The following is a 24,596-nucleotide window of genomic DNA, read 5'->3' as shown; positions in this document are numbered from 1 at the left end:
CTAAGGAGATGGTGATCGTGAGAAGCCCCTCCGGCCGAGCAGCTCTTCGTACCAGCGCCGTCGCCGCCGTCGCCCTCGCCGGCGGCCTGCTGACCACCCCGCCCGCGAGCGCCGCCCCCGTGGCGAGCGCGCCCGCCGTCACCACCGTGACGCCGACCGCCCACCAGGCCGCCCACCAGGCCGCCCAGCAGGCCGCCCACCAGGCCGCCCAGCAGGCCGCCCAGCAGGCCGCCCAGCAGGCCGCCCAGCAGGCCGCTGTGCGCCCGCGCAACGGCCGCATACTCTACGAGCGCATCAGCGGCGGGCTCGGCCGGCTCAAGATCAAGAACGGCACGTCACGTGACGGCGTCGTCGCCCTGGTCAAGGGCAAGAAGAAGGCGATCAGCATCTACGTACGCGCCAAGTCCACCGCGACCATCAGGGACGTCAGGGACGGCACCTACCGCATCTACTTCACCACCGGCACCCGCTTCAGCGTCTCCAAGGGCAGGTTCACCCGCGCGGCCAGCTACCAGCGCTTCACCAGCAAGCTGCGCTTCAGGACGACCTCCAGCACCGCGACCGCCTGGACGCTCACCCTCAACCCGGTCAAGGGCGGCAACGCCAGGACCACCTACGTCAACCCGAAGGACTTCCCCGCCTGAACGATCACGCAGCGGAGCCCGGTGATCTCCGCCCGCGACTCCCATGCCGCATCCGCGGGTCCGGCTTGACGACGCGATCTTAGATGCACCAGATTGTTCGCGTCTTTCAGGACCGTTCCCAAGGAAACCCTCATGAAGCGAACCCTCATCGGTGCGATCGCCGTCGCGGGCCTGGCGCAGTTCGTCGCCATGCCCGCGTACGCCGCCCCCACCACCGACCCGGTCAAGGCACTGCAGGCCCAGTTAGGGCAGGGCAAGGCGGTCAACCTGCGGGCCACCGCCAAGGTGACCTTCAAGGCCGGGCAGGTGGCCACCTCCGCCCTCGACGGCACGGTCGGCTTCGGCCCGCGCGGGCCCGTCGCCTCCGACGTGGCCCACACCCTGCAGTACAGCCCGGCACTGCTGCGCACCATGAAGAAGACCGCCCCCGCCGAGACCGAGGCCCTCCAGGAAGGGCCCGTCCGCATGCTCTCCTCCGGCGGCGTCAGCTACGTCTCCGGCCCCGTCGTCGACCAGGCGCTGCCGCCGGGCACGAGCTGGGTGCGTTACCGCAAGGTCGTCCAGCCGCCCAGCAACCTGGTCGTCGAGGCGCTCGACCCGGCCACGCTCAAGACGCTCGTCGCCGGCCGTACCTCGTGGAAGGACGGCATACTCAAGGGCAGCGTCAAGGCCGGCAAGCTCGCCAAGGTTTCCAAGCCGTTCGCCGCCTTCTACGGCACCCGCTTCACCGCCAAGCGCGACGGGAAGATCGGCTACACCATCTGGTTCGGCGACAAGGGCCTCGTGCGGCGCATCGCCGCCAAGGCCGTGCTGCCCATCGACAAGAGCACCGTCCAGGTCGAGTCCGACACCCGCTACACCGACTGGGGCCGCGAGGTCACGGTCCTCCTCCCGCTGGAGGGCGACGTGATCGACCGCACCGAGGTCAAGGACGAGACGCCGGCCCAGGTGCCCGGCATCTGGAACTGACCCGCGCCGCCGGCCGGCACCGTCCTTCGGCCCGCGGCCCGAAAACCCGTGGCGGGCCTTCGTGGCCCGCCCGTATTCTGGCCGCATGTCTACGCCCCGGATCTCTTAGCCAGGACACCCGCTTCCACGCCACCCGTGTGTCCTCTAGCTTTTCCGGAGCGTCATCCCATGCTCACCTTCCGTGGCGTCGCCGTGCGCGCCGGCGCCTCCCTGCTCATGTCCGGTGTGACCGGGCACGTCGGCCCCGGTGACCGCATCGGCCTCGTCGGCCGCAACGGCGCCGGCAAGACCACGCTGATGAAGACCCTCGCCGGCCGCCTCCAGCCCGCGTCCGGCGACATCGTCCGTACGGGCCCCGTGGGCTACCTGCCCCAGGACCCGGCGGCGGCCGACCCCGCGACCACGGTCCTCGACCGCATCCTGTCCGCCCGCGGCCTCGACACGGCGGTCCGCGACCTGCGCGCCGCCGAGACGGCCCTCGCGGAAACCGCGTCGGCCGCTTCCGACCCAGCCGCTTCCGACCCAGCCGCTTCCGACCCAGCCGCTTCCGACCCCGTCACCTCCGACCTCGCCGCCTCTGAGCGGGTCGCTTCCGAGCGCACTGCCTCCGGGGCGATGGAGGCAGCGGAGCGGGCGATGGCGCGTTACGTCAGGGCCGAGGCCGAGTTCCAAGCGCGCGGCGGCTATCCCGCCGAGGCGGAAGCGGCCCGGGTCGCCGCCGGGCTCGGGTTGCCCGATCGGGCGCTGACCCAGTCGCTCGGCACGCTGTCCGGTGGGCAGCGGCGGCGCGTGGAGCTGGCCAGGGTGCTGTTCGCCGAGCCAGGCGTGCTGCTGCTCGACGAGCCCACCAACCACCTCGACCGCGACTCGATCGCGTGGTTGCGGACGTTCCTGCTCGGCTACCCGGGCGGGCTCGTCGTCATCAGCCACGACACCGGGCTGCTGGCCGACGTGGTCAACCGGGTGTGGCACCTGGAGGCGGGCGCGCTGGAGATCCGTAACAGCGGCTGGGAGACGTACCTCGCCGAACGGGACGCCGAGGAACGGCGCAGGGCCAGGCTGCGCGCCGCCGCCGAGCGCAAGGCCGCCGCCCTGCACGCCCAGGCCGACCGGATGCGCTCCCGCTCGTCCACCGCCGTACGCGCCCGCGACATGGCCCGCCGCGCCGACCGCATGCTCGCCGAGACCCGCCCCGTACGGCGCGCCGCCAAGGTCGCCAGGATCCGGCTCCCGGAGCCCGCACCCAGCGGCCGCACGCCGCTCGGCGCGATCAGCCTGACCAAGGCGTACGGCGGCCTGCCGGTGCTGACCGGCGTGGACCTGGCCATCGACCGGGGCAGCCGCCTCGTCGTGCTCGGCCTGAACGGCGCCGGCAAGACCACCCTGCTCAGGATCCTGGCCGGGCAGGAGCAGCCCGATTCAGGACGGGTGGTGCACGGCCACGGGCTGCGGCTCGGCTACTTCGCCCAGGAACACGACACCCTCGACCCCGCCCACACCGTCGCCGGCCACCTCGCCGCCGCCGCGCCCCACCTCACCGACGGCGAGGCCAGGACCGTCCTGGGGTCGTTCCTGTTCGGTGGGGACGACGTGGACAAACCCGTCGGGGTGCTGTCGGGCGGCGAGAAGACCCGGCTCGCCCTGGCCGGGCTGGTCAGCTCGCAGGCCAACGTGCTGCTGCTCGACGAGCCCACCAACAACCTCGACCCGGCCTCGAAGGCCGAGGTGCTGGCGGCGGTGGCGGCGTACGAGGGCGCGGTCGTGATGGTCACCCACGACGAGGAAGCCGTCGAAGCCCTGGCGCCGGACCGCGTCCTGCTGCTGCCCGACGGCGTCGAGGACCTCTGGAACGCCGACTACGCCGACCTCATCACCCTCGCCTGACCCCCGCTCCGGGGGAAGAGCCTGCCCACGGCTCTTCCCCCGGGAACGGCGGGTGGCGCGCGGGGCCGGTGGGGGTGTCACTTCTGTCTCGGAGGTCTCTGGCGTGAGGGGCGTGTGCCTGGGCAGGGGACGGTGGAGACCGCGCCCCCGCGTGGGGCGACCTGCGATGACAGGACGGCGACATGACCTCTACACCCGATCCCCACCGTCCGGTAGCTCCCGTCCCGCCCGACGCGGCGCGGGAGGCGGAGTCGGCGGTGGAGGCCGAGATCGGGCGCGTCAAGGAGCCGGCGCGGCTGCTGCGCGTCAGCACGATGGCCCGGTCACTGCTCGACGAGGCCCGCGGGCTGCCGCTGGACGAGCACGCCCGCGAGCAGCTGGGGCACATCCACGCGCGGGTCGTCGCGGAGATCGGCGACTCGGTGGCGCCCGAGTTGCGGGAGGAGCTGGAACGGCTGCTGCCCACCTCGTCCGGCACCCTGACCCAGGGGGAGATCCGTATCGCGCAGAGCCAGCTCGTGGGATGGCTGGAAGGGGTGTTCCAGGGCATCAGGGTGGGGCTGTCGCTCCAGCAGGCCACCCATCCCGAGTTCCCCGGCTCTCCTCCCATCCCAGGCCGCCCGCCCACCGCCCCCGGCACCGGCCCTTACCTCTAGAGCTGGGGACCTCTGGAGCTCGGGCACGGGGGCTCAGGCGGCCGGTGACCAGGGCAGAGCCCGGCCGTGACGGATCAGCCGGCCGTAGTGGCCGGGATGCACCGGGCCCGTCGCCAGGTCAAGCAGCGGGACGGCGGCCTCGGCGGGGAGAGCGGCGGCGGTGACGTCCCACCACAGGCCTGAGGTGGGGGTGTTCATCATGCCGGGACACACCGCGGCCAGGAGGATGCCCCGGCGGGTGTCCTCGGGCCGGCGCTGCCCGGCCAGGACTCGTACGGCGGCCACCTGGGCGATCTTCGAGGGGATGTTGATGAACATCGGCCAGGCGCCGGCCTTGGCGCTGCCGTCCTTGATCGCGTCCCGCCAGGACGCGACCTGTTCGTCCACCTCGTCCAGCGACGACAACCCGTCGAAGCGGCCGTGCAGCACCGGGGCCAGCTGGTGCAGGGTGCCCAGTGAGCTGGCGACCACGAGCAGCCGGCCGCCGTCGCGCAGCAGCGGGAGGAAGGCGCGCAGCAGGCGGGTGGTGCCGAAGTTGTTGACCTCGGTGTATTCGTCGATCACGGCGGCGGGGTCGTCGTCGGGGCCGACGCGCATGACGGCGTTGCCGAAGACGATGTCCACGCCGCCGTGCCGGTCCCGCAGCAGATCGGCCAGGCGGGTGGCGGCGCCGGGGTCGGCGACGTCGTAAAGCTCCCCGCGTACCTCGGCGGCGGTCTCAGGCAGTTGCGCGACGGCCTTCGCGACGCGTTCCGGGTCGCGGCCGGTCAGGTAGACCGTGTCGCCAGGGCCAAGACGGCGGGCCAGGCCCTCGACGAGGGCCAGGCCGAGGCCCTGGGTCGCGCCCGTGACCAGGGCGACTTTGGTGTTGCTCACTGTAGTGCTCCTCAATCGGAAAGGGATGGAGGGAGCTCCCGGTCGTCCAGCCTAGGGAGGCGGATGGCCATGCCGCCAGCGCAAGTTCATCAAGTATGGTATGCGTAAACCTCATGGCCTTCACCGACGCGTCGCTCACCGCGCTACGGGTCTTCCGCGAGGTGGCCGGGCGCGGCACGCTCACGGCCGCAGCCACCGCGCTCGGCTACACGCAGTCGGCCGTCTCCCGCCAGATCGCCGCGCTCGAACGCGCGGCGGGCGCCGAGCTGCTGGAGCGCCGCCACGACGGCGTGCGGCTGACCCCGGCGGGGCGGATCGTGCTGCGCCACGCCGCAGTGGTGGTCGACCAGGTGGACGCGGGCGCGCGTGAGCTGGCCGGGCTGCCGGACGAGCCCAGCACCGTACGCCTCGGCTTCTTCGCCAGCGCGGGCGCCGTCCTGGTGCCCCGGGCGCTGGCGGCCCTGCGCGCCGGGCATCCCGCCATCACCGTGCACACCAGGGAGGGCAGCACGCCGTCGCTGGTCCGCGCGCTCCGGGCGGGCGCGATCGACCTCGCGCTGCTCGGCTCGGCGCCGCCGTTCCGTCCGCCCGACGCCGAGAGCCCCGCCCTTGAGGTGAGCGTCCTGTACGAGCGGAGCCTGCGCGTCGCCGTCCCCGCCGCCCATCCGCTGGCCAGAGGCGACTACATCGACGTCGCCGACCTGCACGGGCAGCGCTGGATCGCCGGCCCAGGCAGTGCGGCGGCCGGGGGAGCGGGTGACAGCACCGGCATGGGCGCGTGGCCCGGCCTGGACGAGCGTCCCGAGATCGTGCACTCGGCCCGCGACTGGCTGGCCAAGCTCAGCCTGGTGGCCGCGGGCGCGGGGCTGACCACGGTGCCCGCGATGCTCGCGGAAGCCGTCCCTGACGGGGTACGGGTGCTCCCGGTACGCGGCGGCCCCCAGGAACAGCGCCGCTGCCTGCTGGCCAGGCTGCCGGGCCCGCTGCCCGAGCCCGCCGCCCACCTCGCCGGAGCACTGCGGGACGCCGCGCCCACACCATAGACGCCGCGCGCCGTGCGGTCACATGCCCTTCACCGCGTACGTGACCAGCGTCGTCAGCACATCCTTGACCGAGTCGCGCCGCCGCACGTCGCACAGCACGATCGGGATGTGCTCGCCCAGCCCCAGCGCCCGCCGCACCTTGCCGGGCTCGTACCGGCGGGCGCCGTCGAAGCAGTTGACCCCCACCACGAACGGGATGCCGCGCTGCTCGAAGTAGTCCACGGCGGGGAAGGAGTCCTGCAGCCGGCGGGTGTCGGCGAGCACGACGGCGCCGAGCGCGCCGAGCGCGAGCTCGTCCCACATGAACCAGAACCGGTCCTGACCTGGCGTGCCGAACAGATACAGCCACAGCCCGTCGCGGATCGTGATCCGGCCGAAGTCGAGCGCCACCGTGGTCGTGATCTTGGACTCGACGCCCGAGGTGTCGTCCACCCCGATGCCGCGGTCGCTCAGCAGCTCCTCGGTGTGCAGCGGCCGGATCTCGCTGATCGTGCCCACCATGGTCGTCTTGCCGACGCCGAAACCACCCGCGATGAGAATCTTGATGGCCAGTGCGGGGACGGCCGGCGCCGTCCCCGCCTCAGAGACTGCGTAGCCCATGGAGCACTTCCCTGTAGATGCGTTCGTCGATCGTCTGCGCGACGGGGCGTGGGCGGTCGATGGTGACGAGGCCGTCGCGGCGCAGATCGCCCAGGATGACCCGGGTGATGTTGAGCGGCAGCCGCAGGTGCGCCGCGACGTCGGCCACGGGGGTGGGCCTGCGGCACAGCGTCAGCACGGCGCGGTGCTCGGGGATGAGGTCCGCGGGTTCCGGGACGTCGCCGATCGTGGTGACGATGGCCACCAGGTCGAACGTCTCGCCCTGGGGCCGCGCCCGGCCCCCGGTCAGCCCGAAGAGCCGGATCAGCGGCCCTGGATCGTCCCCGCTCACTGTCTCGTACCGTTCCAGGCCGGTGCCGGTGCAGCTCCCCTCGGTTGCGCGGAGAGGTGCTCGCCGACCCTCTTGACCATCAGGGCCATCTCGTACGTGACCATGCCCAGCTCGGCGTCCGCCGTGGCGAGCACGGCCAGCCGGGCGCCCTGCCCCGCGGCGGTGACGAACAGGAAGCCCTCCTCCATCTCGATGATGGTCTGCCGTACGCCGCCGAGCCCGAAGTGCCGTCCCGCTCCCATGGCGAGGCTGTGGCTGCCGGCCGAGATGGCGGACAGGTGCTCCGCGTCCTCCCTGGTCAAGCCTCTGGAGCTGCCCATGGACAGCCCGTCGGCGGACAGCACGATGGCGTGCCGGATGCCGGGCACGCGCTGGATGAGGTCGTCGAGCAGCCAGCTCAGTTCGCTTCTGGAGTCAGGCATCGGATTGGTCGTCCTTTCGGTTCCACATGTCGTGCTCGTGCCCCGTCTGCCGGCGGCCCTGCTGCCAGCCGCGTTGCATGGACGACATGAGCTGTGCGAGCTCCTCCGGCGTGCGCTCGGCGACGACGCGACGGTGCACGCGTCCCGAGTCACGGAGCTGGGGAGCCAGGTTGGCCTGCGGAATCCGCATGGGCAGCCCGTCGAGATCCTCGTCGGCGTCCTGGGCGGGCACCGTGACGCTCCACGCCTCCGGCCGGCCGTCGGGCTTGGCGGAGCCGGGCACCGGCGTGGGCTTGGCGCCGCCGGTGGGCCGCCGCATCGGCAGCTCCACGTCGTCGGTGCCGGGCCCGAGCACCGAGCCGGTCATGGGCGCCGCCGGAGAGGCCGGTGAGAAGGCCGGCGAGGAGGCCGGCGAGGAGGCCGGTGAGGAGGCCGGTGAGGAGGCCGGTGAGGAGGGAGGCATGGGATCCTGCGCGGTGCCGCCGGACAGCCAGGCCGGGTCGGGCGTCCAGACCGGGTCGTGGTCGCCCGTACGGTCGGGCGCGTCGAACCAGGTGCCCCGCTCGGGAGCGGTGCTCGTCCCCTGCCCCCACGAGGCCGACGAGGCCGACGAGGGCGACGAGGCCGACGACGCCGACGACGCCGACGTGCCGAGGGCGGGCTGCCCGCCGGCGGTGAGCGCGGGGCGCTCGGCCTCGGCCAGCAGCGAGGCGGGCAGGAGGACGATCGCGGTGGTCCCGTCGTACGGCGACCGCCGCAGCATGATCTTGATCCCGTGCCGGGTCGCGAGCCTGGCGACCACGAACAGGCCCAGCCGGTCGGTGTCGGCCAGGTCGAACTCCGGCGTGTCCGACAGCCGGGCGTTCAGCTCGGCGAGCGTGGCGTCGTTCAGGCCGAGCCCCCGGTCCTCGACCTCCAGCGCCACCCCGTTGGCCGCCGTCACCCCGCGCACCTGCACGGTGGTGTTGGGCGGAGAGTAGACGGTGGCGTTCTCGATCAGCTCGGCCACGAGGTGGATGACGTCGGTGACGGCGGCGCCGACGAGCAGCGGCGCGTCCGGCATGGGCGCGACCGTGACCCGCGTGTAGTCCTCGACCTCCAGGACGGCGGCGCGTACGACGTCGAACAGCGGCACCGGGTCGCGCCAGCGGCGGGCGGGGGAGGAGTCGGACAGGATGATGAGGTTCTCGGCGTGCCGCCGCATGCGGGTGGTGAGGTGGTCGAGCTTGAACAGGTCCTCCAGGACCTCGGGCTCCTCCACCCTGCGCTCCATCGTGTCGAGGAGCGCGAGCTGGCGGTGCAGCAGCGCCTGGTTGCGCCGGGCCAGGTTGAGGAAGACCTGGCTGACGCCCTTGCGCAGCGCGGCCTGGCCGACGGCGGCTTCGACGGCGGTGCGGCGCACGGCGGCGAAGGCGTTCGCCACGCGGTCCACCTCGGCGGTCTCGGCCGGGTCGAGGGCCGGGGCCTCGGTGGCGGGGTCCACATCGTCGCCGCGGCGCAGCCGCTCGACGAGTCGGGGCAGCCGCTGCTCGGCCAGCTCGACGGCCGACCGTTGCAGCCGGAGCAGCTCGTCGACCAGCGAGCGGCCGAACCGGTACGACAGCGCCAGCGACACCAGCACCGCCGCGAGCCCGAGCAGCAGGACCAGCCCGATCCGCCAGTACGCGCCGACCTTCTGGCTCTGGCCCTCGGCGGCGGCGCGCGTCAGCTCGGCCTGCGTGGCCTGGTTGATCTGGCCCAGCACGGCCTCGGCGTCGCCCTTCCACTCCCGGGCGGTGACCGGCGGCGCGCCGCCCGTGTCGAACGTGAACAGCTCGTCCTCGACCGCGACCACGCGCCTGTAGGGCTCGCTCGCCACCAGCCGGTCGTAGGCGGCCCGCAGCTCGGGCCCGGCGTCGCGCTCGGCGTTGGCGAAGAGGAGCCGGCGGCTGGACATGGCGGCCACGAACGCGGCGCGGTCGGTGGGGGTCATCCTGCGCTGCGCGATCGTGCTGGTCAGCACCGCGTGCTCGCGCCACAGGTATTCGGCGGTGGCGCTGAAGGCGGCCATGCCGCGCACCGCGCGGTAGGAGGAGACGTCGCTCAGCGCGTCGCGGTCGGTGAACTGCCGGTTCACCACCGCGATGAGGTTGTTGTACGCCTCGATGATGGTCAGCGTCGGGGCCAGCACGCCGCCGTCGGCGGAGGCCCGCAGCGACTGGAGCCCGTCGAGGGCCTGCACCATCGCCTCGACCTGGGCCGGGGTCGCGTCGCTGTCGCCCTCGATGATGGTCCTGACGATCTCGCGGACCTTGCCGACCTGGGCGTCGGTCTGCTGCCGCTGCTCGGCCAGCGGCTTGTACGCGGCCGTGCTGCCGGGCGCCTCGGCGGAGAGCTGGCGTTCGCGCTGCAGCTCGACGATCAGCTGGAGCAGCGGCGAGCCGATGGCCTCCCAGCGGTCCTGCGTCTGAGAGACCTCGGCGATCTCGTCCACACTGGAATAAGCGATGAATCCCCATAACGCCACCATGGAGACCAGCGGAAGCAGGAGGATCCTGAGCAGCTTGGTACGGATCGGCGGGGGCGAGCTCATCCTTCATCCAATTCCGCGCGAGTGTGCGCTGCCGGGCAGTCGTGGACGTGCTGCCGCCCCCGAGGTTGCCCGCCACGACCGGTGCGCTTGTGGTTCGTCCACTATGCCGATGGGGCAGATGTACTTCAAGGTACGGATGCGAAGAATCATCGCGAATGACGTGTTGACTCTTTGTCAACACACGATTCGTGAACCGTGACCGCCGTCACATCCACGCACAGTGACGAATCCGGGTAATTGATCAAATGACCGATCGCAGGACCGGTCAAATGAGCGATCACGATCAGACGAACGCGCCGTGCCCCGTCACCGCGCGCCCGACGATGAGCGTGTTGATCTCCCGGGTGCCCTCGTAGGAGTAGATCGCCTCCGCGTCCGCCACGAACCGCGCGATGTCGTAGTCGAGGATGATGCCGTTGCCCGCGAGCAGCTCGCGCGCCCAGCCCACCACCTCCCGCATCCGCGACGTGCAGTACGCCTTCGCCAGCGCCGAGTGCTCGTCCCGGTAGACGCCGTCGTCCTGCATCCTCGCCAGCCGCACCACCATGTCGAGGCAGGCGGTGGCGTTGCCCAGCATCTTGACCAGCAGGTCCTGCACGAGCTGGAACGCCGCGATCGGCCGGCCGAACTGCTCGCGCTCACCGGCGTAGCGCAGCGCGATCTCGTACGCCGCGATCATGATGCCGACCGCCTGCCAGGCGACGCCGCTGCGGGTCCTGCGCAGGATCTTCGCGGTGTCGCGGAAGGAGGAGGCGCCGGCCAGCCGGTGGGATTCGGGCACCCGGCAGCCCCGCAGCGTGATGTCGGCGTTCTGCACCGTGCGCAGCGCCATCTTGTTCTCGATCTTCGTGGCGGTGAACCCGGGCGTGCCCTTCTCCACCACGAATCCCTTGACCTGCCCGTCCTCGACGTCCTTGGCCCACACCACGATCAGGTCGGCGAACGTGCCGTTGCCGATCCAGCGCTTGGCGCCGTCGAGCACCCACGTGTCGCCCTCGCGGCAGGCCGTCGTCCGCATGCCGCCCGCGACGTCGGAGCCGCCCTCCGGCTCGGTGAGCGCGAACGCGCCGATCTGCTCCATCCTGCTCATCGCCGGCAGCCACCGCTCGCGCTGCTCCGGCGAGCCACAGGCGGCGATGCTGCCCATGGCCAGGCCGGTGTGCACGCCGAAGAACGTCGCCATCGACGGGTCCGCGTGCGCCATCTCCAGCGCCAGGAACCCGCTGAGCAGGCCGCTCGGCTTCGACCCTGGGCACTCGGGCAGGGCGAGCCCGGCGACGCCCAGCTCCGCGTACCCCTTGACCAGGTCGATCGGGAACTCGGCGCGCACCCAGCAGTCGTTGGCGATGGGCACCACCTTGTCGTTGAGGAACTCGCGCACCCGCAGCAGCATCCGCCGCTCGTCGTCGGCGAGCAGGCTCTCGAACTGGTAGAAGTCTCCGGTCAGCAGCTCCGACATGGCCGCCCCCTACCCGGCTCCCGTCCCGCGACACGACGCCGGAGCGCGAGAAGAGGCAGACTGGCGCGCGTCTGGTACGCCGCCGCGCAGAAGGGTCGTGATGATGCTCGACGCGTTCGCCAGGTGCCGGCTCCATGAGGATTTCGAGCCGGTCACCGAGATGGGCGCCAACCCGTACTACCGGCCGGTGGAGGAGCGGCTGGTCACCGGCGAGGTGCTGGTGGACGGGCGGGTGCTGGTGTCGGCCGGGTCCAACGACTACCTCGGGCTCTCGGCCGACCCCAGGCTGAAGGACGCCGCCTGCCGGGCGGTGCGCCGCCTGGGCACCGGCACGTCGGGCTCGCGCCTGGTCAACGGCTCGCTCGCACTGCACGAGACGCTGGAGTCGAGGCTGGCGGCGTTCCTCGGGCAGCAGGCCGCCATGGTGACGCCGAGCGGGTTCCTCGCCAACATGGCGCTCGGCGCCCTGGCCGGGCCGCGCGACACCGTCCTCGCCGACCAGCTCATCCACGCCTCGCTCATCGACGCCGTCCGGGTCTCCCGCGCCCGCCTGCGCCGCTACCGCCACAACGACATGGAGCAGCTGGACCGGCTGCTCGACGGCTGCGACCCGGCCGCCGCCGCGCTCGTGCTCACCGAGGGCATGTTCTCCACCACCGGCACGCTCTGCGACCTGCCCGGCACCGCCGCCCTGGCCCGCCGGTACGGCGTGCGCCTCGTCCTGGACGGCGCCCACGACATCGGCCTGTTAGGCGCGGCAGGCCGCGGCGCCGCCGAGCACTTCGGCCTGGAGAGCGCCGTGGACCTGCACACGCTGGCCTTCTCCAAATGCTTCGGCACGACGGGCGGGGCGGTCGCCGGGCCCGCCGACGTCATCGTCTACCTGCGCCACCACGCGCGCTCGATGGTCTACTCGGCGGCCCTCTCACCGGCGAGCACCGCCGCCGCCCTGGCCGCGCTCGACATCATCGAGACCGAGCCCGAGCGCCGCCGCCGCGCGCTGGCCGCCGCCGACCGCCTGCGCGCCGACCTGACCGGGCTCGGCTACGACACCGGCGGCTCGCCCACCACGATCATCCCCGTCCACGTCGGCGACATCGTGCCGTGCTGCCTGCTGTGGCGGGAACTGTTCGCCGAGGGCGTCTTCGCCACCGCCATGGTGCCGCCCAGCGTGCCGGAGGGCCGGGCGCTGATCCGGGTCAGCGCCACGGCCCTGCACACCGACGCCCAGCTCGACCGCATCGCCACCGCCTTCGCGGTGGCCGGCCGCCGCCTGGGCCTGATCTCCTGATCAGGGACGGAAGCCGGCCGCCGACAACCTCCCGCCCATGATCATGAGGACCGCCACCAGCGCCGTCCAGCCCGTCTGGTGCGCCGCGCCCAGCCCGGCCCCGTCGTCCCCGTGGAAGTAGTCGTGGAAGTAGTCGTGGAACAGCACGAGGTCCCGCCATGTCGCTCAGGTACGGGCCCCACCTGCGCCAGGGCGCGTCCGGTGCGGCCGGCTGCGCGAGCCGCGCTCGTTCGGCATCCGGGTGTGGGTCCATGGCGGCGGCATCCACCTGGATCCCGCCGTTGCCTGCTCGCCACGCGGTGACGTCCATGAGGCGTCACGCGTACGCGCTGGCGGCCAGCGTGACGGTCACCGCGAGCAGCGCGAGCGCGGGCGCCGCCAGCGGGAGCAGGACGACCAGCAGCGTGCCGCCGGCCGCGCCGAGCACCAGCGCGCCCAGCACCGCCACCAGCTCGGGCCCGTGCGGCGGCCCCGTGCCCGGGGTGAGGTGGCGGGCGATCGTGCTGGTCAGCGCGCCCGTGATGAAGGTCGTCGAGCCGATGAACGTGTGCAGCCGGTGCGTCACCGCGCTCTGCATGCCCATGGCCAGCGCGGCCGTCGCGATCAGCACGAGCTGCGGCCCCGACAGCGCCCACCCCGTCAGCAGCCCGACCAGCAGCCCCGCCTCCGCCGCCACCGTCAGCCTGGTGCGCACCGCCCACCCGCGCGCCCCGCGGGTGAACCGGAACGCCAGCGCCAGCCCGCAGGTGAACGCGACGAACGCCACCAGCGAGCCCACCGCGTCGGCGAACCTGCCCCGGCTCGCCGACACGCCCAGCAGCACCAGGTTGCCGGTCATGTTCGAGGTGAACACCTGGCCCAGGGAGAGGAAGGTGAAGGCGTCGACGGCTCCCGAGGCCAGCGCCATGGTCAGCACGGGCAGGCGAGGGACGGATCGCATCCCCCCATCGTCCGACGCCGGCCCCGCTCACCCGCGGAGGACGCGCTGACCGTCTGACTGCTTCCCGCCGCTCGCGAAGGGAGGACGCGCTGACCGCCTAGCTGCTTCCCTGCTGCTCACCGGCCTTCGGCTCCGGCTGCTGGGCGGCGTCCTGCGAGGGCTGCCGGCCGTTGGCGGGGAGGCGGTCGAGGACGCGGCGGCGGATGACGCGCTTGACGCGGCCCGTCAGGGTCGTCGGCACGGCGGGCTGCCGGCGCTGCGCCGCGTGCAGCTCGCGGCGCAGCGTGCCCACCTCGCGCCGCAGCTCCACGGCGCTCTTACGCCACTTGCCCGCCTCCTCGCGCCACTTGTCGACCTGCCCGCGCAGCCGGTCGGCCTCCTCGGTCAGCCTGGCGACCTCGGCCTCCGCCCGCACCCGCGCCTTGTAGGCCGCCCGCCGCCCCACCACCTCGGGCAGCCTCTCTGCGGGTGCGGCGGAGAACGCGTACTCCTCGCCGGTCACCCACCGCACCCCGGACACGTCGTCCACCGCGTCGTCCAGCGGCTCACCGGGACGCGCGACGAGCCGGGCCCGCGCGAACGACGACACGCGCTCCAGCCGCGCCTCGGCCACGCCGTCGGCGGTCTCCTCCAGCAGCACCCTGACCAGCCCGAGCCCCTCGTTGCGCATCAGCCTCAGCAGCCGCGCCACGCTGTCCTCGCCCGGCAGCCACCCGGCGGGCAGGCGCAGCACGAACGGCGTCGACGGGTCCACCTCCTCGGCCGTCGCCAGGCGTACCCGGCCCTCGTGCTCGTAGTGGCCGTGGACCAGCACCAGGTCGAGGTTCGGGTCCTTGAGCGGGGCGCGGCGGTCGCGGTCGAGGGTGTCCCAGGGGCCGGTCACCACCACCGACAGGTCCGCCACCGTCGAGGCGAGCAGCGCGTCCACGCTCGCCCGCACGGCCTCGTAGCCGGCGGTGCCGGAGACGACGGCGGTCACCTGCGGCACCTTCCACTGCCGCCCGGGATGGCCGCGCAGCCACTGGTAGGTGGGGATGCGGTCGGCGACGAAGGCGTGGCTGACCCGGTCGATGCGCTTCTGGTGCCGCATCCGCATGGTCGGCCCGAGGTGGTAGGCGCGGGCCGCCGGCTCCGGTACGAACACCGCCCCCGCCTGCGCGAGCCGGTAGCCCATCTCGGTGTCCTGCCCGAGTATCAGCTCCTCGTCCATGGGCCCCGCGGCCTCGATGAGCAGCCTGCTCGCCGAGGTCGCGCCGCCGACGTGCAGGCTGAACGGGCGCACCGGGTTGTTCGTGAGCCCGTCGGTGCGCTCCACCAGGCCCACCAGCCAGGCGTGCGGCTCGGCCGGCTCGAACGCCGCCTCCAGGTCGTCGGGCAGCTCGTCGGGCAGCTCGGCGCTGGTGAAGCGGATGTAGCCGGTCACCGACAGGTAGGGCGCGGCGTGGTGCCAGCGCATGTGCGCGGCGAGCGCGCCCGGCGTGAGCACCACGTCGGAGTCGAGCCAGTGGATGACGTCGCCGTCCGCCGCGGCCAGCCCGGCGTTGCGGGCGGCGGCCCGTCCAGGACGCTCGCACACGACCAGGCGCGCGGCGCTGCCCTCGGGCACCCGCAGCGGCGGCGAGCTGCCGTTGTCCACCACGATGACCTCGGTCAGCTCCGCCGGGTACGTCTGCCGCGCCAGCCCCTGCAACACCAGGTCCAGCTTGTCCTGGGCGCCGTAGGCGGGGATCACCACGCTGACCCGCAGCCGGGGCGTGTAGTCCTCCGGCGGCCGCAGGACGCGGTAGTCGTTGCCGCGGACGCGCGGCACCTGGCGGTCGGCACGGTCCCGAGGGGTGGCGGACATGCGCGTTGCTGCTCCCTCATGCGTCGGTCGGGGCATTGGCGAGAGCCCACTGTAGAGCCCTTACCTGAGAAAGCAACGAGCCGATATCGCGGGATCGGGAATTGTCGCAGGTCAGGACTGTCAGGATCTGTCAAGGAAGGGGGGCGCCCGGCGGCAGGAGGCGTCCGCCGCGTACCAGCGCGACGACCCGCTCCAGGTCGGGCGTCAGGTAGCGGTCGGCGCCGAGCGGCGCGACGTGCCGGCGCAGCTCCGCGTGCAGCGCGCGGGCGGCGGGGCCGAGCGGCAGGCCCGCCATCTTCTCCGCGATCAGGTCGATGCCCTGGGCCGCCATCAGGTACTGCACGGCCAGCACGACCTCCAGCCGGTCGAGGTTCTCGTGCAGGTGGCGGGCCGAGGCCATGGCCATCGTGTTGTGGTCCTCCTGGCCGTCCTTGACCGGGCGGGACAGCGTACCGGCCGGGGTGGCCCTGACCTGCAGCTCGGGGATCAGCGCTGCGGCCACGGTCTGCGCCTGCACCATGCCGGAGTTCAGCCCGGGGGTGCCGCCCGCGAGGTTCGGCGGCAGGCCGTAGCTCCACCGGGGCGACAGCAGCCGCCCGGACAGCTCCTGTGACAGGACGGCGACGTCGGCGATCTCCGCGTTCATGCTGTCGGCGAGGTGCCCCATGATCGAGGCGTCCCAGTTGCCGCCCATGACGAACTCGTACCCGGCGCCCTGCTTCTTCCTGAAGACCAGCGGGTTGGAGGTGGCGGAGTTCGCCTCGCGGACCAGAGTGCGGCGGGCGTCGGCCAGCTCGTGCCGCAGCCCGGCCAGGATGTGCGGCGCGGCCCGTACCGACACCGCGTCCTGCACGCGCGGCTCGAAGTGCTCGGGGTCGAGCCGCTTACGGCCCTCCTCCGTCATCCAGCCCGAGCCCGCCACCATCGCCCGCAGCCGCGCCGCGACCGCGTTCTCCTCGGGGATGTGCCGTTCTTTGTGCGTACGCGCGTCCAGCGCCCCCTGCTCGGCCCTGGTCGCCTCCATGAACAGCGCCAGCGCGCCCTCCGCCTGCCCGGCCAGCACCGTGGCCCGGCGTACGGCGTCCATGAGCAGGGCCGCCACGACCGTGCTGCCGCTGACGATCGGCAGCGCCTCGCCCGCCTGGAGGGTGAAGCCGGCCGGCAGCCCGGCCTTGGGCAGCAGGGCGGAGGCGGGGCCCTCCTCGCCGCCGTACCGCACCGGCGCCTCCTCGCCGATCGCCGCCAGCCCGGCCGCGGCCTGCGGCTGCAGGTCGCCGGTGCCGAGCGAGCCGATCTGCGGCATCAGGGGCACGACCCCGGCGTTGACCAGGGCCAGCAGGCGTTGCGGCACGTCGGGGCGGACGCCGTACCTGCCCCTGGCCATCTGGTTGGCCTTGACGATCAGCGCCAGCCTGGCCACGTCGTCGCGCAGCGGCTCGCCGACCCCCGCGGCGTGCGAGCGCAGCACGTTGCGCTGGAACTGCTCGGCCTGCTCCGGCGTGAGCGGCCGGTCCTTGAGCGGGCCGAGCGCCTGGTTCCAGCCGTACACCCGCTGCCCGTCCTTCAGCGCGGCCAGCGCGCCCGCCCTGGTGCGCGCCATCGTGGCCTGCGCGGACGGCGCGATCCTGGCCGCGACGGGGCGGCCCCCCAAGATCGCGAAGGCGTCGTCGAGGGTGAACGACCGGCCGTCCAGCACCAGGTTCAGCGGGCGCGGCGCGACCGGTTCGGCCGTGGCCTGGGCCGGGACGAGCAGCGCGGCCAGCAGGCCCATCCCCGTGACGATCCGTACGGCTCTCATCGGACCTGTATAGGCGGGGAGCGCGCGGGTCCCGGCGGCGCCGGGCGGAGAGCTGACCTGATCGGGAAGAAGTGATGAGACCCCCGGTACTGTCGGGAGCCATGGAGATCTGGATCAACCCGGCCTGCTCCAAGTGCCGCGCCGCGCTGTCCGTGCTCGACGCCGAGGGCGCCGGCTACACCGTACGCCGCTACCTCGACGACCCGCCGACCCCGGGCGAGCTGCGCGACGTGCTGACCCGGCTGGGCCTCGAACCGTGGGACATCACGAGGACGGGCGAGCCCGTGGCGGGCGAGCTGGGCCTGGCGTCGTGGCCGCGCGACGCCGCCGCCCGCGAGCAGTGGATCGAGGCGCTGGCCGCCCACCCCGTGCTCATCCAGCGGCCGATCATCACCGCCGGCGACGGAACGGCCGTGGTCGCGCGGACGGAGGAGGCCGTACGGTCCGTCCTGCCGCGGTGAAACGGAAGGCCGCGTCCCCGCGGGCGAGACGGGGACGCGGCCTTCCGGGCTTTCCTGACGGTCAGGCCGGGGTCGGGGCCTCGTCCTTGACCGGCGGCGTGGGCAGGTCGAGGCTGTCACGCAGCTTGGCCGGCTTGAGGAAGAACGCCGCGATCAGGCCGACGAGCGCGATGCCGACCGAGACCATGAAGATGTGGCCGGTCGCGTCGCCGTAGGCGGCCCTGACGATTCCCTTGAGCGGCTCGGGCATCGAGGCGATGTCGAGGCTGCGCCCCGCCTCGCCGCCGCCGGTCACCGGGATGCCGGCCTTGGCCAGGCCCTCCGCGATGTTCGTGGCCACCCGGTTGGCGAGCACCGCGCCCAGCACCGACACGCCGACGGTGCCGCCGAGCGAGCGGAAGAAGGTGATCGCGCCGCTCGCCGCGCCGATCTCGCGCAGCGGGACGGTGTTCTGGATGACGAGGACGAGGTTCTGCATCGACATGCCGACGCCGACGCCGACGAGGAGCATGTAGATCGAGACCAGCACCAGCGACGTCTCGTGGTCGATGGTCGCCAGCCCGGCGAACCCGGCCAGCAGCACGACCAGCCCGGCCAAAATGTACGGCTTCGTGTTGCCGCTCTTGGAGACCATCCGGCCGCTGATCGTCGAGGAGAACAGCACGCCGACCATCATGGGGATGGTCAGCAGGCCCGCGGCCGTGGGGCCGTAGCCGCGGCCGATCTGGAAGTATTGGCCGAGGAAGACCGCGCCGCCGAACATGGCCATGCCGACCGCGAGGCTGGCGAGGATGGCGAGCGCGGGGTCACGGCGCTTGATGACGTGCAGCGGCACGACCGGCTCGCGGACCTTGGTCTCGACGAACGTGGCCAGCGCGAGCAGCAGCACGCCGCCGCCGACCATGGCGAGGGTCTGCCAGGACAGCCAGGCGAAGGAGTTGTCGACGAAGGTCACCCAGATGAGCAGCACGCTGACGCCGGCGGCGATGAGGCCGGCGCCCCAGTAGTCGATGCTCACGTCGGCCCGGCGCACGGTCGGGACGTGCAGCGTCTTGGCCAGCAGCGCGAAGGCGGCGATGGTGAACGGCACGGCGATGAAGAAGCACCAGCGCCAGCCGAGCCAGGAGGTGTCGGCGATGAGGCCGCCGAGCAGCGGGCCCGCGACGGTGGCGACGGCCATGACGGCGCCGAGGTAGCCGTTGTAGCGCCCGCGCTCCTTGGGGGAGATCATCGCGGCGATGACGACCTGGGTGAGGATCTGCAGCGCGCCCATGCCGAGGCCCTGGACGGCGCGGAAGGCGATGAGCTGGCCGGTGTTCTGGGCGAACCCGCAGGCCAGCGAGCTGACCATGAAGATCACGATGGAGATCTGGAGCAGCAGCTTCTTGTTGAACAAGTCGGCGAGCTTGCCCCAGATCGGCGTCGAGGCGGTCGAGGCCAGCAGGGATGCGGTGACGACCCAGGTGTACTGCGACTGGCTGCCCTTCAGCGAGCCGATGATCTGGGGCAGCGCCACGGAGACGATGGTGCCGCTGATCATGGCCACGAACAGGACGAGCAGGAGGCCGCTGAGGGCTTCGAGGATTTGGCGGTGGGTCATCGGCTCCGCCGCGGACGGCGCTGCCGGCTGGGCACTCACACGCAACCTCCGATCAAGGGTGTTAAGGGAAGCAACTGGGATACTTTACATGCTCAGGTGGCAACTTTGCGCATTGGGCATTTATTCCCAGTGGGTAAACTGTGGCGCACCATGGGAAGTACAGCAGGATTGCGCGAGCGCAAGAAGGCCGAGACGCGGCGGGCGGTGCACGAGGCCGCGCTGCGGCTCACCGTCGACCACGGGCTCGACAACGTCACCGTCGAGGCCATCGCCGACGCCGCCAACATCTCGCGGCGGACGTTCTCCAACTACTTCGACGGCAAGGAGGACGCGCTGCTGTACGGGGACGAGCAGATGCTCGGCACCCTCGTCCACCTCGTGCGCGCGCAACCCCGCGACCGCTCCGCCTGGCTCGCGCTGCGCGGTGCGGTGGAGAGCCTCTTCGAGGAGTACGGCGGGCCCGACCGCGAGTGGCACCTGCGCGCCCGCCTCGCCATGCGGCACCCGTCCCTGCTCGCCCGGCAGGTCGCCGGCCGGATCCGGCTGGAGCACGACCTGAGCGAGGCGATGGCCGAACGCGACTGCCCCGTCGAGCCCCGGCTCGTCGCCGCCGTGTTCATGGCGGCGCTGCGGGTGGCGAGCCAGCAGTGGTGCGCGGAGCACGAGACCCGCGAGCTCGCCGAGCTGGTCTCCCGGGCCCTCGACCAGGTGGCCCAGCCCTTCACCTGATCTCCGGAAAAATCGGCTCTTGTCGCGGAAGGGGATCGCGGAGACACTCCGGGCGGGGGATGCTCACGGGCCGGAGGGGTGCTCATGCGGGGTATGAGGTGGCGGGCCGCGTTCGCCGCGCTGCTGCTGGCGTTCACCATGGGGGCCGCGGCGGCGCCCGGCGGGCGGGAGGCGTACGAGATCTGGCTGGTCGACCAGTCCGACACGAACGGGCTCGCCCACGGCGGCACCATCCACATCTACGACGGCCACGACGTCACCCGCCGCCTGTCGGACGCCCGCCCGTCGGACGTGATCGACCTGGGCGGCGCGACGTCCGCTCTGTGCCGGGCGAGCACGGGCCGCGACCCCGTCAGGCCGCACATGCTGGTCTTCAGCCGGCGCGACACGCACGCGGCGCTCGCGTTCGTCGCCAGCGGGCACGTGGTCGTCTTCGACGCCCCCGCCAGGCGGCCGCTCGCCTGCTTCGCGACCGAGACCGGCGCGGGCGGCGCCCGCCAGGCGCACGCGCTGTGGCCCACGGGCGACGACCGCCACCTGATCATCGCCAACCAGAACGGCAAGAAGCTGGAGCGCATCCGTACGGACTACGCCACGAACACCTTCACCCAGGAGCCCGCCGCAACGCTCGACCTCGCCGGCTGCACCACGCCGAGCGGCGCCCCCTGCGAGGCCCCTGGGCTGCGCCCGGACAACGCGCCGATCTGCCCGTTCATCGCCTCGGACGACGGGCCCGTGTTCATCAGCCTGCGCGGCGGTGGCCTGTTCGTCGTGGACTGGCGCCGTACGCCGATGGCGATCGCCGGGGAGTACGACGCCGCGCACGTGCCCGCCAACGGCTGCGGCTTCGCCGAGGCGCACGGGCGGGTGTTCGGCGACGGGGGCGGCGGCACCCCGGCCAACCTCGACCAGTTCAGCGTCTTCCGGCTGCCGCGCACCGGCTACTCGGCCGCGAACCCGCCGAACACGCCGCCCGTCGAGCGCCTCTACGACGACGAGGCGCCGGACCGCGACGCGCACGGCACCCTGGTCAGCGCCAAGGACCGGTACGTCTGGGTGGGCGACAGGGACGCGAACGTGGCGGAGGTCTTCGACGGCCGCACCGGCGCGCACGCCGGCACCGTGCCGCTGACGTCGCGGTTCAGCGCCGACCCGACGGTGGACCTGTTCGCCTCGTCACCGGACCGCGCCTGGGCGTTCGCCTCCACGCGCGGCCCGAACCCGCTCTCCGGCGACCCGCACTCCTCCCACGGCACCGACCCCGGCCTGCTGATCCTCCGTCTCACCGGCGACGGCAGGACCGGTCAGGTGCGCGGCCTGATCCCCATCACGAACGTGGACGCGGGCGGCGTCGAACGCGCCGACCCCCACGGCATCCGCATCCGCCGGACGTCATGAACCGTCATCCGGCGGGGGCGGGCAGCACGATCGCCGCGAGAACCAGCCCCTCGGCCGCCAGCCACCGCCCGGAGAACTCCTGCACCGCCAGCCCTCCGACCTGCGGCCCGTCGACGAGCAACCGCGCACGAAAGCCCCCGGCGACCGCGCCCGCCGCGGATCCCGTCGCCGGCGGCGTCGCTCCCGGCGCCGTGACCGGGTCGGTGGTGAGGTCGATGCGGGCCTCCTCGAAGCCGAGCCACCGGCCCGTGAGCGGGTACCAGGTCTTGTACACGGCTTCCTTGGCGCAGAACAGCAGCCGCCCCCAGCTCACCCCGCCGTCGTCCGCCTGCTTCCTGACGAACGCGGCCTCCTCGGGCAGCGCGACCGTGTCGAGCACCCCGTCGGGCAGCGGCCCGTTGGGCTCGGCGTCGATGCCGACGGACGCCACCGCCGACGAGTCGGCGGCGACCGCCCCTCGGTAGCCGTCGCAGTGGGTGATGCTGCCCACGATGCCGTCGGGCCAGAGCGGCTCGCCCCGCGTCCCGGACAGGATGGGCGCCGCCGGCCGGCCGAGCTGCGCGAGTGCCCGGCGGGCGCAGACGCGGGCCGCGGTGAACTCCCTGCGGCGCTTGGCGACGGCCCGGGCGACCAGCGCCTCTTCCTCGGGGAACAGGCCGCCGTCCGGATAGTCGTCGCCGCGCGACTCGACCGCGACGACCTGCGGGGGAAGGAGGTGGTCGATCACGTGGACACCGGGATCGCGCCGATCATGGCCTCATTGTAGGCGAGCGCCGGGCACAGAGATCGGCGTAAGTTGGGTGGACTTCTGATGATTCGTGCCACCCGCCTGGAGGACGACATGCCCGCCCGCGCCGCCGCCGACCGCGAGCCGTGGATCCGCTCCCTGCGCCCGGCCTCCGGGCACGCGGTCAAGCTGCTGTGCTTCCCGCACGCCGGCGGCTCGGCGAGCTACTACGTTCCGCTGGCGCGCAGCTTGCCGGAGTTCGTCGAGGTGTACGGCGTGCAGTACCCGGGGCGGCAGGACCGCTTCGCCGATCCGATGATCGACGACCTCTTCGTGCTGGCCGAGCGCATCCATGAGGTGCTCACCCCACTGCTGGACGGCCCGGTCGCCTTCTTCGGCCACAGCATGGGGGCGACGGTCGCGTTCGAGGTGATCAGGCTCATGGAAGGCAAGGGCCAGACCCCGCCCGTACGGCTGTTCGCCTCGGCCAGGCGGGCGCCGTCCCGCTCGCGCGACGACGGCGTGCACCGGCTCGACGACAAGGGATTGGTGGCCGAGGTGAGCGCGCTGAACCCGTCGGCCGCGCACGCTTTCGCGGACGCCGACTTCGTCTCCATCGTGCTGCCCGCGCTGCGCAACGACTACCGCGCGGTGGAGCGCTACCGCTGCACCGAGGGCGCGACGGTGAGCTGCCCCATCACCACGTTCCTGGGCACCGAGGATCCGAAGGTGACCGAGTCCGAGGTCCGCGCGTGGGCCGAGCACACCACCGCCGGCCTGGACCTGGAGCGCTTCTCCGGCGGCCACTTCTACGTCGAGGACCACTGGCGGCGGCTGGCCGCCGAGCTGACCCGCAGGCTCACCTGAGCACGATCGAGTTGCGCCCAACGAAATCGTCAGGGATTCTTGACGACTATGACGTTCAGGTGTGCTGACCTCCCCGACCACGAAGGCTTCGCCGCGCCGGTGCTCCCCGGCGGCGAGCAGGCCCCGACCTCGCCCGTCTTCACCAAGACGTTCGTCGGCTACCGGGCCTCGTGCTCGTGCGGATGGAGCGACCGCCGCCAGCTGCCGCCCACCTCCGAGGGCGCCAAGGACGCCGAATACCGGTGGTGGAGCAGGCACGTGCCGCCGCTGCTCGCCGCCGCGCCGCCGAAGGAGCTGGTGATCAAGTCGGACCTGCTGTGCGAGCAGATCGTCCGGCTGGCCGGCGACCGCCCGCTCGCCGCGCTCGCCCTGCTGTCGCAGGTCGAGAGCTGGCAGCGCACACTGCTCGACCAGGCCGTCGCGGGCGCCAGAGCGGCGGGCGCCTCGTGGGCGGAGGTCGGCGAGGCGATGGGCATCTCCAAGCAGGCCGCCCACGAACGCTTCAGGGCCTACACCGACGCCTGAGCCGCCCGGCCTGGACCCGGCGCTCTCAGCCCGGGGACAGGCTCCCGGCCCTGACCGGTTACCGGCCCAGGGTCAGCTCTCGACCCACTTGTAGCTCTTCGCGAGCGACGACAGCTCCTGCCTGATGGCCACGATCTGGGTGCCCGTCAGCGTCGGGACCGTCGTGATGAGCAGCTCCGTGATCTCCCGCTTGAACTCCGACTCCGACAGCACCTCACACAGGTCGTCGCCCGCGTTGCCCTCATGGGAGGGCACGTAGGAGCTCTCGTAGGAGCTCTCGTGGGAGTGCGAAGGCGAGGCCGCGGCCCGCTGCCCGACGATGCGGACGTCGGACGCCTTCAGCCCCCGGTCGCCGCCCTCCAGCCGGAACTCCACGACCGTGCCGGGCCGTACGGCGTGCTTGTCGTCCAGCAGATCGTTGGCGTGCAGGAAGACGTCGGCACCGCCGGTGTCCGGCGCGATGAACCCATAACCCCGAACCTGATCGAACCGCAGAACCCTACCCGTTACCACCAGCACCTCACTCGACCAAACCGCGGGCGTTCCACCAGTTGAACGCCCGTGCGCAGGCTATCGCGCGCCGTAGCGCAGGCACAACGGCCCGCCCCGCGAGCCGGATCACGGCCGCCCGGCGACGGGCCGCACGCCATGGACGACCGCGCCCCGGTCACCGCCACCCGGGACGAACTCCGCACAATGCCCGTCGCCGGCACCCTCCCCGCGGGACGCTGGACCTGGAGCGCGCCATGACCGATCGACAGCGACTGGAGGGCCGGGTGGCCGTGACACGTACCGACACCATCAGGACGTGGCCCGCGCGGGCCTACCGGGACACGTTCGCGCCCACGGCGCCCGACCCGGTCGAGGGCGCGGAGCTGCCGCCGGGCCGGCCGCTACTTCCCGCCCGACCTGCCGATGGACGCGCTGCGCCCCGACGGCACCCCGGCCCGCGACGGCG

At 72.7% G+C, this 24,596-nt stretch carries 24 protein-coding genes; 11 read left to right on the top strand and 13 right to left on the bottom strand.

Annotated elements, in window-relative coordinates; genetic code table 11:
* Positions 1–17 precede the first annotated feature (17 nt).
* The 4 genes from ACFFR3_RS43885 (at position 18) to ACFFR3_RS43870 (ending at position 4,153) form a co-directional block, all read left to right on the top strand.
* A complete protein-coding gene (locus tag ACFFR3_RS43885; protein ID WP_379485065.1) occupies positions 18–644 on the top strand; it encodes a hypothetical protein in 627 nt (208 codons plus the stop codon).
* Positions 645–776: 132 nt separating this feature from the next.
* Positions 777–1,613, top strand: coding sequence for a hypothetical protein (locus ACFFR3_RS43880; RefSeq protein WP_379485064.1), 837 nt, complete (start codon positions 777–779; stop codon positions 1,611–1,613).
* Between the two features lie 168 nt (positions 1,614–1,781).
* Positions 1,782–3,497, top strand: a complete 1,716-nt coding sequence (locus ACFFR3_RS43875; RefSeq protein ID WP_345400239.1) for an ABC-F family ATP-binding cassette domain-containing protein — start codon at positions 1,782–1,784, stop codon at positions 3,495–3,497.
* 182 nt (positions 3,498–3,679) lie between these two features.
* The gene (locus tag ACFFR3_RS43870) at positions 3,680–4,153 is read left to right on the top strand and encodes a proteasome activator (RefSeq protein WP_364369541.1); all 474 of its coding nucleotides are present in this window, start codon (positions 3,680–3,682) and stop codon (positions 4,151–4,153) included.
* Positions 4,154–4,186: 33 nt separating this feature from the next.
* Here ACFFR3_RS43870 and ACFFR3_RS43865 read toward each other — a convergent pair whose 3' ends face one another.
* The gene (locus ACFFR3_RS43865) at positions 4,187–5,029 is read right to left on the bottom strand and encodes an SDR family NAD(P)-dependent oxidoreductase (RefSeq protein WP_379485063.1); all 843 of its coding nucleotides are present in this window, start codon (positions 5,027–5,029) and stop codon (positions 4,187–4,189) included.
* A 113-nt stretch (positions 5,030–5,142) separates the two neighbouring features.
* Here ACFFR3_RS43865 and ACFFR3_RS43860 point away from each other — a divergent pair, with 113 nt between their 5' ends.
* The gene (locus tag ACFFR3_RS43860; RefSeq protein ID WP_379485062.1) at positions 5,143–6,072 is read left to right on the top strand and encodes a LysR family transcriptional regulator; all 930 of its coding nucleotides are present in this window, start codon (positions 5,143–5,145) and stop codon (positions 6,070–6,072) included.
* 18 nt (positions 6,073–6,090) lie between these two features.
* Here ACFFR3_RS43860 and ACFFR3_RS43855 read toward each other — a convergent pair whose 3' ends face one another.
* From ACFFR3_RS43855 to ACFFR3_RS43835, 5 genes are all read right to left on the bottom strand, one after another.
* Positions 6,091–6,672, bottom strand: a complete 582-nt coding sequence (locus ACFFR3_RS43855) for a GTP-binding protein (protein ID WP_364369549.1) — start codon at positions 6,670–6,672, stop codon at positions 6,091–6,093.
* Complete coding sequence (locus ACFFR3_RS43850; RefSeq protein WP_364369552.1) at positions 6,653–7,003, bottom strand: DUF742 domain-containing protein; 351 nt, start codon at positions 7,001–7,003, stop codon at positions 6,653–6,655. Before ACFFR3_RS43850 ends, ACFFR3_RS43855 begins: the two co-directional genes overlap by 20 nt.
* Positions 7,000–7,425, bottom strand: coding sequence for a roadblock/LC7 domain-containing protein (locus ACFFR3_RS43845; RefSeq protein WP_345400254.1), 426 nt, complete (start codon positions 7,423–7,425; stop codon positions 7,000–7,002). The genes ACFFR3_RS43850 and ACFFR3_RS43845 overlap by 4 nt, the downstream gene beginning before the upstream one ends.
* Positions 7,418–9,997 carry a sensor histidine kinase gene (locus ACFFR3_RS43840; RefSeq protein ID WP_379485061.1) on the bottom strand — a complete coding sequence of 860 codons (2,580 nt, stop codon included), beginning with the start codon at positions 9,995–9,997 and terminating at the stop codon, positions 7,418–7,420. Before ACFFR3_RS43840 ends, ACFFR3_RS43845 begins: the two co-directional genes overlap by 8 nt.
* A 283-nt stretch (positions 9,998–10,280) precedes the next feature.
* Positions 10,281–11,456, bottom strand: a complete 1,176-nt coding sequence (locus ACFFR3_RS43835) for an acyl-CoA dehydrogenase family protein (protein WP_345400263.1) — start codon at positions 11,454–11,456, stop codon at positions 10,281–10,283.
* Between the two features lie 100 nt (positions 11,457–11,556).
* Here ACFFR3_RS43835 and ACFFR3_RS43830 point away from each other — a divergent pair, with 100 nt between their 5' ends.
* On the top strand, positions 11,557–12,747 hold the full coding sequence (locus ACFFR3_RS43830; protein WP_345400266.1) for an aminotransferase class I/II-fold pyridoxal phosphate-dependent enzyme: 1,191 nt from the start codon (positions 11,557–11,559) through the stop codon (positions 12,745–12,747).
* Here ACFFR3_RS43830 and ACFFR3_RS43825 read toward each other — a convergent pair whose 3' ends face one another.
* From ACFFR3_RS43825 to ACFFR3_RS43810, 4 genes are all read right to left on the bottom strand, one after another.
* Complete coding sequence (locus ACFFR3_RS43825; protein WP_345400269.1) at positions 12,748–12,894, bottom strand: hypothetical protein; 147 nt, start codon at positions 12,892–12,894, stop codon at positions 12,748–12,750.
* A 169-nt stretch (positions 12,895–13,063) separates the two neighbouring features.
* Positions 13,064–13,687 (bottom strand): YoaK family protein, encoded by a 624-nt coding sequence (locus tag ACFFR3_RS43820; protein WP_345400272.1) that lies wholly within the window; start codon positions 13,685–13,687, stop codon positions 13,064–13,066.
* Positions 13,688–13,784: 97 nt separating this feature from the next.
* Positions 13,785–15,533: a glycosyltransferase gene (locus ACFFR3_RS43815; RefSeq protein ID WP_345400275.1), complete on the bottom strand. Its 1,749-nt coding sequence runs from the start codon at positions 15,531–15,533 to the stop codon at positions 13,785–13,787.
* Between the two features lie 130 nt (positions 15,534–15,663).
* Positions 15,664–17,331: an HAL/PAL/TAL family ammonia-lyase gene (locus ACFFR3_RS43810; protein WP_379485060.1), complete on the bottom strand. Its 1,668-nt coding sequence runs from the start codon at positions 17,329–17,331 to the stop codon at positions 15,664–15,666.
* 74 nt (positions 17,332–17,405) lie between these two features.
* Here ACFFR3_RS43810 and ACFFR3_RS43805 point away from each other — a divergent pair, with 74 nt between their 5' ends.
* Positions 17,406–17,792, top strand: coding sequence for an arsenate reductase family protein (locus ACFFR3_RS43805; protein WP_345400284.1), 387 nt, complete (start codon positions 17,406–17,408; stop codon positions 17,790–17,792).
* A 61-nt stretch (positions 17,793–17,853) separates the two neighbouring features.
* Here ACFFR3_RS43805 and ACFFR3_RS43800 read toward each other — a convergent pair whose 3' ends face one another.
* The gene (locus ACFFR3_RS43800; RefSeq protein ID WP_345400287.1) at positions 17,854–19,392 is read right to left on the bottom strand and encodes an MDR family MFS transporter; all 1,539 of its coding nucleotides are present in this window, start codon (positions 19,390–19,392) and stop codon (positions 17,854–17,856) included.
* A gap of 150 nt (positions 19,393–19,542) precedes the next feature.
* On the opposite strand from ACFFR3_RS43800, the gene ACFFR3_RS43795 reads away from it, so the two are divergent.
* Positions 19,543–20,121 (top strand): TetR/AcrR family transcriptional regulator, encoded by a 579-nt coding sequence (locus ACFFR3_RS43795; protein WP_345400290.1) that lies wholly within the window; start codon positions 19,543–19,545, stop codon positions 20,119–20,121.
* 84 nt (positions 20,122–20,205) lie between these two features.
* Positions 20,206–21,519, top strand: a complete 1,314-nt coding sequence (locus tag ACFFR3_RS43790; protein WP_364369578.1) for a hypothetical protein — start codon at positions 20,206–20,208, stop codon at positions 21,517–21,519.
* 4 nt (positions 21,520–21,523) lie between these two features.
* On the opposite strand, the gene ACFFR3_RS43785 is transcribed toward ACFFR3_RS43790, so the two are convergent.
* Entirely contained in the window at positions 21,524–22,246 is a 723-nt protein-coding gene (locus ACFFR3_RS43785) for a 4'-phosphopantetheinyl transferase family protein (protein ID WP_345400299.1), read from the bottom strand.
* A gap of 84 nt (positions 22,247–22,330) precedes the next feature.
* Here ACFFR3_RS43785 and ACFFR3_RS43780 point away from each other — a divergent pair, with 84 nt between their 5' ends.
* Entirely contained in the window at positions 22,331–23,113 is a 783-nt protein-coding gene (locus ACFFR3_RS43780; protein WP_379485059.1) for a thioesterase II family protein, read from the top strand.
* Positions 23,114–23,161: 48 nt separating this feature from the next.
* A complete protein-coding gene (locus ACFFR3_RS43775; protein WP_345400307.1) occupies positions 23,162–23,638 on the top strand; it encodes a hypothetical protein in 477 nt (158 codons plus the stop codon).
* A gap of 72 nt (positions 23,639–23,710) precedes the next feature.
* Here ACFFR3_RS43775 and ACFFR3_RS43770 read toward each other — a convergent pair whose 3' ends face one another.
* The gene (locus ACFFR3_RS43770; protein WP_345400309.1) at positions 23,711–24,151 is read right to left on the bottom strand and encodes a cold-shock protein; all 441 of its coding nucleotides are present in this window, start codon (positions 24,149–24,151) and stop codon (positions 23,711–23,713) included.
* Positions 24,152–24,596: the final 445 nt, after the last annotated feature.

Origin of the sequence: Nonomuraea salmonea (assembly GCF_042428605.1) — a bacterium.
GTDB classification, from domain to species: Bacteria; Actinomycetota; Actinomycetes; order Streptosporangiales; family Streptosporangiaceae; genus Nonomuraea; species Nonomuraea salmonea.
Note: the sequence above shows the minus strand (reverse complement) of the source record. Positions and strands in the feature narration are given on the sequence as shown.